Source organism: Streptomyces sp. NPDC050147 (assembly GCF_040660195.1).
Classification (GTDB): domain Bacteria; phylum Actinomycetota; class Actinomycetes; order Streptomycetales; family Streptomycetaceae; genus Streptomyces.
Genome location: NZ_JBFALJ010000019.1, coordinates 174744 through 186331, shown reverse-complemented (window position 1 = coordinate 186331; position 11588 = coordinate 174744). Strand labels below are relative to the sequence as shown.

Genomic DNA, 11588 nt, shown 5'->3' with positions numbered 1-11588 from the left:
CTCACCAAGGCGGGACACCGCACTTGATCAGCCTCCACGCGGACGAACACCCGGCGCCATGACCTGGATCGCGTTGAGTGCCTGCACTCTCGTCGCCACCGCCCCACCCGAAGGGACGCCCCCGCCATGAGCCGTACGCACACCCGGCACCGCAGATCCCGCACCCTCTTCCTGGCCGCGCTCGCCACCGCCCTCGCCACGACCGGCGGCACCGCGCTCGCCGTGAGCGACAGCGGTAGCGGTAGCGGTAGCGGTAGCGGCACGACCTGGGCAACCGCGGCCCGCGTCGACAATCCGTACGCGGGGGCCAAGCCCTACGTGAACCCCGAGTGGTCGGCGAAGGCCGCCGCCGAGCCGGGCGGGGACGCCGTCGCGGACCAGCCCACCGGCGTATGGCTCGACCGGATCGCCACGATCGAGGGCGCCGGTGACGCGATGGGCCTGCGCGACCACCTCGACGCGGCGGTCCAACAGGGCGCCGGAGTCATCCAATTGGTCATCTACAACCTGCCGGGCCGGGACTGTGCCGCGCTAGCGTCGAACGGGGAGCTCGGCCAGACCGAGATCGGCAGGTACCAGACCGACTACATCGACCCGATCGTCGCGATTCTCGCCGACACCAAGTACGCGAACCTGCACATCGTCACGACTGTCGAGATCGACTCGCTGCCCAACCTGGTCACCAACACCGGCAGCCGCCCCACCGGGACGCCCGAGTGCGACGTGATGAAGGCCAACGGCAACTACGTGAAGGGCGTCGGTTACGCGCTGCGCAAGCTCGGCGCGGTGCCGAACGTCTACAACTACGTGGACGCGGGCCACCACGGCTGGATCGGCTGGGACGACAACTTCGCAGCGTCCGCCCAGGTCATGCACCAGGCGGCGACCACCGACGGTGGCAGCGTCGACAACGTCCACGGCTTCATCACCAACACGGCCAACTACAGCGCCCTGAAGGAGAACAACTTCGAGATCGGCGACTTGGTGAACGGCCGGTCGGTCCGTGAGTCCAAGTGGGTCGACTGGAACCGCTCCGTCGACGAGCTCACGTTCGCCCAGTCGTTCCGCGACCAGCTCGTCTCCACCGGCTTCAGGTCCGACATCGGCATGCTCATCGACACCTCGCGCAACGGCTGGGGCGGGGCCGGCCGGCCCGCGGGCCCCGGCCCCACCACGGACGTCGACACCTATGTGGAGGGCGGCCGTTACGACCGGCGTCTGCACATCGGCAACTGGTGCAACCAGGCGGGCGCGGGCCTCGGCGAACGGCCGACCGTGGCCCCGGAGTCCGGTGTCGACGCCTACGTGTGGATGAAGCCGCCGGGCGAGTCCGACGGATCGAGCAAAACGTTCCCGAACGACGAGGGCAAGGGCTTCGACCGCATGTGTGACCCGGCCTACCAGGGCAATCCCCGCAACGGCTTCAACCCCTCCGGCGCGCTTCCCGACGCTCCGATCTCCGGGAAGTGGTTCTCGGCGCAGTTCCAGGAGCTCCTGAAGAACGCCCACCCCGAGCTGTAACCCGCACCGCCCCCTCGGGCGGCGCCTCCCCGGGGGCGGACGGCGACCGGACGCCGTCCGCCCTTCCCGCCTGCCCTCCACCCATCTCCCTGCGTCTGACGGGAGTTGGACAGGAGCCGTGCAGGAGGGGGCAAACCGACGAGGCCTGTGTGAACCGTTGACGCGCAAGCGCTTCGATTCTACGGTCCCGTCCGATGACACGATCGCCGTCCGAAATATCGGACGCACTCGGCGGCGGTCCCCCACCCTCGAACACCCTCGAAGGAGACCGGAGTGAGCCGCACCCTTACCGTCTTCCGGCGCAGAGCCCTCGTCGCGCTGCCCGCCGCAGCCCTGCTCGCCCTCATCCCGAGCAGCGCCACCGCCTACCCCAACCCCGGCCGAGTCACCGGCGACATCGTCGTGCACGACCCGACCCTGGCCCGCACCTCATCGGGCAAGTACCTGCTCTACTCCACCGGCGACGGCCTTCAGCTGCGTACCTCCACCGACCGGACGGCCTTCGGCCGCAGCGGCTCCGCCTTCCCCACCCGGCCGAGCTGGTGGAACAACTACAACTCCACCGGGGACGTCTGGGCGCCGGACATCTCGTACCACGGCGGCAAGTACCTGATGTACTACTCCGTCTCGTCGTTCGGCTCGAACAAGTCGGCCATCGGCCTCGCGACCTCTACCACGGGTGAGCCGGGCTCCTGGACCGACCAGGGATCCGTCTACACCTCGACCACGTCCAGCGACTACAACGCCATCGACCCGAACCTCTTCGTGGACGACGACGGCAAGTGGTGGCTGTCCTTCGGCTCCTGGTGGACCGGGATCAAGATGATCCGCGTCGACCCTTCCACGGGCAAGCAGTACGCGGGCGACACGGCCCGGCGTTCGCTCGCCTCGCGTCCCACCGGTACCAAGGCGGTCGAGGCTCCCTCCATCGTCAAACGGGGCGGCTACTACTACCTCTTCGCGTCGTACGACACGTGCTGCGCGGGCACCAGCTCCACGTACAAGATCAAGGTGGGCCGCTCCTCCAGCGTCACCGGGCCCTACGTCGACAAGAACGGCGTCGGCATGATGAACAACGGAGGCACTCCGGTCCAGGAGACCCACGGCCGCTACATCGGCCCCGGGGGCCAGTCGATCATGAAGGACACCGACGGCGACCTGCTCGTCTACCACTACTACGACGGCCAGGACAACGGCACCCCGAAGCTCGGCGTCAACCTCCTGAACTGGAGCTCCGGATGGCCCGTCGCCTACTGACCCTGCTCGCGGCCCTTGTCCTCGGCATCGGCGTGGCACAGTCCGCGCCCGCCGCCGAAGGCCGCCCGTACACGAACCCGGTCAAGTCCCAGAAGGGCGCCGACCCCTGGATCTCCTACCACCAGGGCAACTACTACCTGGTGTCCACGAGCTGGACCCACGTCATCACGATGCGCAAGTCGCCCACCCTGGCGGGGCTCGCCACCGCGCCGAGCGTGCAGGTGTGGGACGGCAAGGCGGACAACGCCTCGCGCTGCTGCAACATCTGGGCGCCGGAGCTGCACTTCTCCGGCGGCCGGTGGTACCTCTACTACACGGCGGGCGAGGACAGCACCGAGTTCGGCTCGCAGCGCCTGCACGTCCTGGAGAGCACCGGGTCCGACCCGCAGGGCCCCTACCACCACAAGAACCGCCTCCAGCACTCCTCGCAGAGCGGCTGGCTCATCGACGGCAGTGTCATGACGGTCGGCGGCAAGCTGTACCTGCTGGCCAGCGCGTGGCAGGGCAGCAACCAGAACGTGCTGATCGCGCCGATGTCCAACCCCTACACCGTCAGCGGCGCGTTCACCACCATCGCATCGCCCACCCACGCCTGGGAGAAGGTGGGATCCAACGTCAATGAGGGCCCTGAGGTGCTCCAGCGCGGCGGCAGGACCTTCGTGATCTTCTCGGCGAGCGGCTGCATGACCCCCGACTACAAGCTGGGGCAGCTCGAACTCACCGGCTCCGACCCGCTCGCCGCGTCCTCCTGGACCAAGAAGTCCACGCCCGTCTTCCAGCGGGACGACGCGGCGGGAGTGTACGGCCCCGGCCACAACGGCTTCTTCAAGTCGCCGGACGGGACCGAGGACTGGATCGTCTACCACGCCAACGACGCCGCGTCCGACGGCTGCGACAACGGCCGTACGACACGGGCGCAGAAGTTCACCTGGAACGCCGACGGCACCCCGAAGTTCGGGAAGCCGGTCGCCCTCGGCACCACCCTCCCGGGCCCCTCGGGCGAGAGCGCGGCCACCCCGACGGCGTACACCCTCACCAACCGCAACAGCGGCAAGTGCCTTGAGGTGGCGGGCGGTTCGAGCGCTGACGGAGCCAACGTCCGTCAGTGGGGCTGCAACGGCGGCAGCAACCAGAAGTGGCGGATCGAGGACCGGGCCGACGACACGAGCCGCCTGGTGAACGTGGCGAGCGGCAAGGTGCTCGACACCGCCGACTGCTCGGCGGCCGACGGTGCCGATCTGCGCCAGTGGTCGTGGCTCGACAACACCTGCCAGAAGTTCCGCCTCGTCACGACCGACGCGGGCTGGGTGCGCCTGACCAACCAGGCCACCGGCAAGGTCGCCGACGTCGCCGACTGCTCGGCGGCGGACGGAGCGGACGTACGCCAGTGGTCCTGGCTCGGCAACGGCTGCCAGCAGTGGCAGTTGAAGCCGGCCTGACCGGCGGCGCGCGGTGCCTACGCGACAGCGGTGCCTACGCGCCGCAGCCGGCGAGCTCTGACTTTTCAGGGGCCGGGGCTCATCCCAGCCGGATCACGTTCCACGACAGCGGCTCCAGGACGGCGCTCAGCGTGCCGTCCTGGAGTGTTGTCCCGGTGCCGGTGTGCGGGGTGACGCGCTCCGGTTCCGCGAGGGTGTTGCGGGCCTCCGGGTCCGCGTCGGACAGGGCGCTGTGCTCGACGACCGTGGTCAGCTCAAGGCCGTGAAGCGCCACTTCGAGCGGCAGCGGCTCGCTCTGGCCGCGGTTGACCGCGAAGACGGTGACGGTGCCGTCATCGGCGCGTACCGCCGTCGCGTGCAGCAGGGGCACCTCGCCGAACTTCCGCGTCTCGTGCACGGGTGAGTCCACGCGTACGTCGAGGACCTGGCCGCGGCCGTGCCGGGAGGCCTGCGCGAAGGGGAAGAAGGTGGTCTGCCGCCAGGCCGGGCCGCCCGGCTCGGTCAGGATCGGCGCGATGACGTTGACCAGCTGGGCCAGGCACGCGACGGCCACCCGGTCGGCGTGCCGCAGGAGGGCTATCAGGAGGGAGCCGAAGACGACCGCGTCGGTGACCGTGTAGTTGTCCTCCAGGAGGCGGGGAGCCTCGGGCCAGTCGCGCAGGCTCTCCTCGACCTCGGGGTGCGGCCGGGACTGGTACCAGACGTTCCACTCGTCGAAGGAAAGGTTGATCTTCTTCTTGGACTTCAGGCGTGCGCCCACGTGGTCGCAGGTGGCGACGACGTTCTCGATGAAGGACTCCATGTCGACGGCCGAGGCGAGGAACGAGTCCCGGTCGCCGTCGGTCTCCTCGTAGTAAGCGTGCAGGGAGATGTGGTCGACGAGGTCGTAGGTCTCGGCCAGGACCGTGGCCTCCCACGCTGCGAACGTCTCCATGGACTGGCCGGAGCTGCCGCAGGCGACGAGCTCGACGTCCGGGTCGGCCTGGCGCATCGCGCGGGCGGTCTCGGCGGCCAGGCGCCCGTACTCCTCGGCGGTCTTGTGGCCGGTCTGCCACGGCCCGTCCATCTCGTTGCCCAGGCACCACATCCGGATGCCGAAGGGGTCCTTGTCGCCGTGCGCGGCACGCAGATCCGACAGGGCGGTGCCTGAGAGGTGGTTGGCGTACTCCTGGAGTTCGAGGGCCTCTTCTACGCCACGCGTGCCGAGGTTCACCGCCATCATCGGTTCGGCCTGCGGGCCGATCTTCCGCAGGAAGGCGATGTACTCGGAGAGCCCGAAGCGGTTGGTCTCCGTGGAGTGCCAGGCCAGGTCGATGCGGCGGGGCCGCTCGTCGGCAGGGCCGACGGAGTCCTCCCACTTGTAGCCCGAGACGAAGTTCCCGCCGGGGTAGCGGATGGCGGTGACGCCGAGTTCGCGGATCAGACCGAGTACGTCGGTGCGCAGCCCCGCCTCGTCGGCCGTGGGGTGGCCCGGTTCGTAGATGCCGGTGTAGACGCAGCGGCCGAGGTGCTCGACGAAGGAGCCGAAGAGCCGCGGGTCGACGGCCCCGACGGTGAAGGCGGGGTCGAGCGTGAAGCGGGCGGAACGAGTCATGATCCCCTCAACCTGGTTCGAAATACCGGACGTTGAACGAATTACCGGACAGACCGTAAGACGGGCGCCGCGCCGGGTCAATGGGTCCGACACGTCCCCGACGACGGGAGTACCCGCCGTCGGGGACGTGTCGGCACCTGGGCGTCAGCCGCCGCCGTTGGTCACGCCCGTTCGTCGGGCAGCCGCATCAGACGCCGGATGTTGTGGTGGTAGATCTGCTCGCGCGCGGCATCCGTGAGGTCAAGGGCGTCGATGACGCGGATCGTCTCGCGGATGTACAGGGGTCCTCCCTCGGGGTCGAAGGGGCAGTCGGTACCGAACAGGACGTGGTCGGCACCGAAGAAGTCCAGTCCGCACCGGGTGCCGATGGCGGAGCCGGACAGCGCGGTGTCGGCGTAGAAGCGGCGGAAGTACTCCAGGGGCCGCCGCGGCAACCGTTCGCGGCGCAGCCGTTCGTAGTCCTCGCCCGCCGTGCGGCTCCCGAGCTGGTCGCTCCACCCCAGGCCGATCCTGCCTTCCAGGTAGGGGATCATCGCTCCCAGGTGATGGGTGATGACCTTGATGTCCGGGTGCTGCTCGAGCAGCCCGGAGAAGACGAGCCGCGCCATGGCGACGCTGGTCTCGTAGGGCCAGCCGAGTGCCCACCAGATCTCGTACGCGGAGGTGTCCTCGGTGGCGTAGTCCGCGAAGGCGGCGCCGCGGGCCGGGTGCATCCAGACCGGCAGGTCCCGCGCCGCCATCTCGGCGAACACGGCTCGGAAGTCCGGGTCGTCCAGCGGCCTGCCGTTGACGTTGGTGAACACCTGCACCCCACGCGCGCCCAAGACGTCGATTGCGTAGGCCAGTTCGACGAGCGCGGCATCGGGATCGTTCATCGGCAGGGCGGCCACGAACGCCGGGAACCTGTCGGGGTGGCGCTCGCACAGCTCGTGCATCGACGTGTTGGCGAGCCGTGCGAGGGCCGGGGACTCTGACGGTCCCGCGAGCAGTTCGACCGGTGGCGAGGACAGGGTGAGCACCTGCTGGTAGCCGTCGCCGAACTCGTCCATCATCCGCAGCCGCGCGTCGACGTCGTGCAGTGCGGGCAGTTCGAGCCAGCGCTTGAGGTTGCCGGTGCCGACGGCGAGCTCGCGCATCCGCGCGAAGTACGGTGCGGGCAGGATGTGGCTGTACGCGTCCAGCTTGCGGGCGGTCATCGAAATCCCCTCGATGTCTTCGGAACCCAGCGGGTGAGCCTGCGGTCGACGGCCTGGACCAGCGCGGTGGCGGTGAGAGCGACCGCGATCACGACCAGGAGAACGGCGAGGACGCCCGCGCTGTCGAAGCGCCCGCCCGCCTCGGTGACGACGTGCCCCAGGCCGACGACGGCGATGAACATCTCGCCGTTGATCATCCCGGTGACGGCGCGGCCGACGCCGAGCCGCACTCCGGCCAGGATCATGGGCGCGGCGGCCGGCAGCACGACGCGCAGCAGCAGCTGCCCTTCGCCCGCGCCATAGGACCGCGCCATCTCCACCAGGTGGGCAGGGGCGGACTGCACCGCCGATGCGGTGTTCACGATGATGACGAACATCGCGTACATGACCACCACCGCGACGATCGAGGCGCGGCCCGCGCCGAGCAGCGCGAAGAAGACCGGCGCGAAGACCAGTGACGGTGCGGTGAGCAGGGCGTACACGTACACGCCGAGCGCGGCCTCGACCTTTCGCCCGCGGCCCATGGCCATGCCGATGCCAAGGCCCGCGACGAGGGAGATGGCGAACCCCAGGGCCAGGTTGACCAGACTGTCACGCAGACTGGCGTAGATCAGTCCGTCGGCCGCCAGGTCGCGCAGCCGGGCCAGGACCGTGCTCAGCGGCGGGAAGAACGACGCGCCCGCCAGGCGCCCGGTCAGCTCCCAGGCCGCGGCGCCGGCAGCGAGGCTGATCGCTGTTGCCGGGGCCTTCACCGGGCCGCCTTCACCGGGCGGTGCTCCGTGTGCATCTCGCGGAGCCGGTCCCACAGGTACGCCGTGATCTCGGTGTACCGCCCGGACCGTTCAAGGGAGCCGACATCACCGGAGCGCGGCCGGGGCAGGTCCACGGGCACGATGTCCGCGATCCGGCCGGGCCGTGCGCTCATCAGGACGACGCGGTCACCGAGGAGCACGGCCTCCGCCATGCTGTGGGTGATGAACACGACAGTCAGCCGGTGTTCCTCCCAGAGCGACAGGAGTTCCTCCTGGAGCAGTCGCCGGGTCTGTTCGTCCACCGCTCCGAACGGCTCGTCCATGAGCAGGACCCGGGGTTCCACCGCCAGGGCCCGTGCGAGGCCCACGCGTTGCTGCATGCCCCCGGACAGCTCACCGGGCAGCTTGTTCTCGAAGCCCGCGAGGCCCACCGTCCCGATCAGCGAGCGGGCGCGTTCCTCGCGTTCGGCCCGGCCGACGCCGCGCATCCGCAGCCCGAAGGCGACGTTGTCCAGGACGCTCGCCCAGGGCAGCAGCGCGAAGTTCTGGAAGACCACACTGCGGTCGGGGCCGGGACCGCGCACCGGTACGCCGTCGATGAGGAGGTCACCGCTGTCCCAGGGGGTCAGCCCGGCGACGGCCTTCAGCAGGGTGGTCTTCCCACAGCCGCTGGGCCCGAGCACGGTCAGGAACTCGTTCGCGCCCACCTCCAGGTCGACACCCCGCAGCGCCTGGACGGTGACGCCGTCCTGCCCGACGTAGCTCTTGCCCAATCCCTGGATCGTGATCATCGAGCACCTCCTGCGGTCTGTGTCCGTGCCCATCGGGTCAGCTTGCGTTCGCCCCACCGCGCGAGGGCGATCAGGAGCAGGGCCTCCGCCAGGATGATCACGACGGTGCCGTAGAGCTCCGGTGCCTTGAGCAGGCCGCGGTATCTCAGGATCAGTCCGCCCAACCCGTCGGAGACCATGAGCAGTTCGACGATGACCATGCCGGTGACCGCGCGGCCGAGGCCGAGCCGGACGCCGGTCATGATCGCGGGGAGGGCGCCGGGGAGCAGGATCCGGGTCCAGATCCGCCGTTCACCGGCCCCGAAGGAGCGGGCCATCTCGATCAGCGAGGGGTCCACCTGCCGCACGCCGGTCCGGCAGTTCACGACGACCATCACGATCGAGAAGACCGTGACGAGGAGAACCCGCGAGGTCAGCCCCACGCCCACCGACATCACGAGCAGCGGAATGATCGCGGCCATCGGTGTGACGAGGAGGATGTTGAGGTAGACGTCCGTGTACCGCTCAAGGAGCCGGAACCGGCCGAGGACGACGCCCGACGGGACGCCGACGAGCAGGGCGAGGCCGAAGCCGAGCACGAGCGCCTGGTTGCTGACGTACAGCGCGTTCCACAGCTCCGCGTCGGCCAAGAGCCCTGCCGTGGCCCGGACGGTCTCGGCGAAGCCCGGCAGGAGCAGACCGCCCCGTTCGCGGGCGCAGATCTCCCAGGCGGCGGCGAAGACAGTGAACGTGAGGAGCTGGTAGGGCCAGTTGGCGCCCAGGATCCGCCTGCGTGCCGCCACGGCCGTCACGACGCCTCCCGGATGAAGCTGAGATCGGCCGCGTCCCGCGTGGTCATGCCCCGTTCGATCACGCCGGCGCGGGCGAAGAAGTCGATGGTGCCCTGGACGTTGCGCCGCGTCAGGGCCGCCGCGTCGAAGAGCTTCGCGTCGCGGTAACGCCGGGCGGTCGTGGCCACGTCGTCCTGGTCCTCCTCCGGCAGGTACTTCTTCACCAGTTCCACCAGGTGCCGCGGGTCGGCGTTGATCCTGCCGTGCTCCCGCACCAGGGCGTCGACGAACTCCTGGGCCACCTCCCGGTGCCGGGTGAGGAACGCGGCGTTGGCGTAGACGGTCTGCGGATGCAGGTCCGGCAGGCTCTCGGCGAAGTCGACGACCTTGGTGAGCCCGGTGGCGCCCGACGACTCCAGGGCCACCGCGTCGGATATCTCCAGCGGCGTCGCGTCGATCTCCCCCGAGGCCAGGGCCTGGGCGCGCACGTCCGAGCCGCCGATCGTCAGGTAGTCGGGACGCTTGCCCGCGCCGCACTCGGCGGCCACCCAGTCCTTGGCGATGGCGGTCGCCACCGCGCCCTCGCTGAAGATCCCGAACGGGCGTCCGCTCAGGTCGTCGCAGGACGAGACGGCGGACCTGCCGTACAGCGCCCATTGGTTGCCGACGACATCCGCGATGATCTTGATGGGGGCGTCCTGTTCGATGGCGCTCAGAGCCGGGCCCGTCGCCTCGGCCGATATCGCGTAGTCGCCCTTGGCCAGCCCCTCGACGGCCAGCTCGGGTTCTGCCAGTTCCACGACATCCACCTCGTGGCCCTGGCCGCGGAGGGTGTCGACAGCCGCCAGGAGCGGCACGGTCGTGAGGTCCGGTTCGATGAGCGCCACGGTGAACGAGAGCTTCCCGTCCGCGCGGACCTGGGTGCCCGGGCCGCCACAGGCGGCAGCGGTCACGGCGGACAGAAGCGCGAGAGCGGCGAGCCGTTTCGCGCGGGTCCAGACATGCATGATCTCCCCCTTCGGTTCCTCCACTTGCTTCGGTCGACTTCTCGTCCTCGTACGTTCACCAAGGTCATCGCCTAGGAAAACGTCTTCCTTTTCCGGATGGTAGCGAGCCGGTACCGACAATCGTCAAGGGGTCAACTCAGGTCAGAGCGCCGGGGGGTTGCCCGCATCCATTGCGAACCGGCCATGGCGTGTGGCATGTTGAGGCAAACGTTTCCCTCTGGGGGTGGGCCATGAGTTCGCTGGTGGATGTCGCCCGGGTTGCGGGCGTGGCCGTGGCCACCGCGTCGCGGGTGCTGAGCGGATCAGACCATCCTGTCTCGGCGAAGACACGCGCCAAGGTGATCGCCGCCGCCGAGCAGCTGGACTACTCGCCGAGCGCCCTGGCGCGGGCGATGGTCTCGCCCAACAGCCGTCTCGTGGGCGTCCTGGTGAGTGACATCGTCAACCCGTACTTCTCCGTGATCGCCCGCGGCGTGGACGACGTCGCGACCCGGGCCGGCTACGTGACCATGCTGTCCAACGTCGACCGGAGCACCGCCACGGAGATCAGCCGGCTGCAGGCGATGCGGGACTACCGCGCCGCGGGAGTGATCTTCGCGGGCAGCGGTCACGTCGACGACCCCCGCAGACCGGACCTGCTCAAGGCCGTCCGGCAGGCGCAGGAGCAGGGCATCCGGGCCGTGTCACTCGCCGACCGTGACCTCGGCTGCCCGGCCGTCACCGTCGACAACCACGCAGCCGCCCACGACGTCACGGACCACCTCATCGCGCTCGGCCACCGCCGGATCGCGTTCATGGAGGGGCCGCCCGGCATGATCGTCGCCCGGCAGCGCAGGGAGGGTTTCCTCGCCCGCATGCGTGACGCCGGCCTCGGCGGGAGTGCTCTGTGCGTGCCGGGCGGCTTCGACCACGAGGCCGGTCACACCGCGGCTCTGCGGATCGTCGCGCGCAGACCGCTGCCCGACGCCGTCCTCGCGGCCAACGACGAGGTCGCGCTCGGCGCGCTCGGCGCCCTGCGTCAGGCGGGCATCGACGTGCCGGGCGAGATCTCCGTCGCCGGCATCAACGACCTGAGAACCGCCCGGCACGTCGGCCTGACCACGGTGAGCCTCCCGCTGTACGAGATGGGCTCCATGGCAGCCCGCCACATCATCGAGTCGGCGCCGGGCTCCGCCGCCGACGGCGGAGCGACCACCACCCTCAGCCACCGGCTCGTCCCCCGTGAGACCACCGCCCGGCGCCCGCCGGAGCGGTGAAGTCC

Annotated in this window: 10 protein-coding genes; 4 read left to right on the top strand and 6 right to left on the bottom strand. The window is 69.7% G+C overall.

Annotation, left to right across the window (positions count from 1 at the left end; genetic code table 11):
• Positions 1-126: 126 nt before the first annotated feature.
• From AB0I94_RS27255 to AB0I94_RS27245, 3 genes are all read left to right on the top strand, one after another.
• Positions 127-1521 (top strand): glycoside hydrolase family 6 protein, encoded by a 1395-nt coding sequence (locus AB0I94_RS27255; RefSeq protein WP_363312309.1) that lies wholly within the window; start codon positions 127-129, stop codon positions 1519-1521.
• A 273-nt stretch (positions 1522-1794) separates the two neighbouring features.
• Positions 1795-2778 (top strand): arabinan endo-1,5-alpha-L-arabinosidase, encoded by a 984-nt coding sequence (locus AB0I94_RS27250; RefSeq protein ID WP_363312307.1) that lies wholly within the window; start codon positions 1795-1797, stop codon positions 2776-2778.
• The gene (locus AB0I94_RS27245) at positions 2760-4217 is read left to right on the top strand and encodes a family 43 glycosylhydrolase (protein ID WP_363312306.1); all 1458 of its coding nucleotides are present in this window, start codon (positions 2760-2762) and stop codon (positions 4215-4217) included. Before AB0I94_RS27250 ends, AB0I94_RS27245 begins: the two co-directional genes overlap by 19 nt.
• A 79-nt stretch (positions 4218-4296) precedes the next feature.
• Here the strand turns inward: AB0I94_RS27245 and AB0I94_RS27240 are convergent, their stop codons facing one another.
• From AB0I94_RS27240 to AB0I94_RS27215, 6 genes are all read right to left on the bottom strand, one after another.
• Positions 4297-5811, bottom strand: coding sequence for an alpha-N-arabinofuranosidase (locus tag AB0I94_RS27240; protein ID WP_363312305.1), 1515 nt, complete (start codon positions 5809-5811; stop codon positions 4297-4299).
• Positions 5812-5972: 161 nt separating this feature from the next.
• Positions 5973-7007 carry an amidohydrolase family protein gene (locus AB0I94_RS27235; RefSeq protein ID WP_363312304.1) on the bottom strand — a complete coding sequence of 345 codons (1035 nt, stop codon included), beginning with the start codon at positions 7005-7007 and terminating at the stop codon, positions 5973-5975.
• Positions 7004-7759 (bottom strand): ABC transporter permease, encoded by a 756-nt coding sequence (locus AB0I94_RS27230; RefSeq protein WP_363312303.1) that lies wholly within the window; start codon positions 7757-7759, stop codon positions 7004-7006. The genes AB0I94_RS27235 and AB0I94_RS27230 overlap by 4 nt, the downstream gene beginning before the upstream one ends.
• Positions 7756-8550, bottom strand: coding sequence for an ABC transporter ATP-binding protein (locus AB0I94_RS27225; protein ID WP_363312302.1), 795 nt, complete (start codon positions 8548-8550; stop codon positions 7756-7758). The genes AB0I94_RS27230 and AB0I94_RS27225 overlap by 4 nt, the downstream gene beginning before the upstream one ends.
• A complete protein-coding gene (locus AB0I94_RS27220; RefSeq protein WP_363312301.1) occupies positions 8547-9341 on the bottom strand; it encodes an ABC transporter permease in 795 nt (264 codons plus the stop codon). The genes AB0I94_RS27225 and AB0I94_RS27220 overlap by 4 nt, the downstream gene beginning before the upstream one ends.
• Entirely contained in the window at positions 9338-10327 is a 990-nt protein-coding gene (locus AB0I94_RS27215) for an ABC transporter substrate-binding protein (RefSeq protein ID WP_363312300.1), read from the bottom strand. Before AB0I94_RS27215 ends, AB0I94_RS27220 begins: the two co-directional genes overlap by 4 nt.
• 230 nt (positions 10328-10557) lie before the next feature.
• On the opposite strand from AB0I94_RS27215, the gene AB0I94_RS27210 reads away from it, so the two are divergent.
• A complete protein-coding gene (locus tag AB0I94_RS27210) occupies positions 10558-11583 on the top strand; it encodes a LacI family DNA-binding transcriptional regulator (RefSeq protein ID WP_363312299.1) in 1026 nt (341 codons plus the stop codon).
• The last annotated feature ends 5 nt before the right edge of the window (positions 11584-11588 follow it).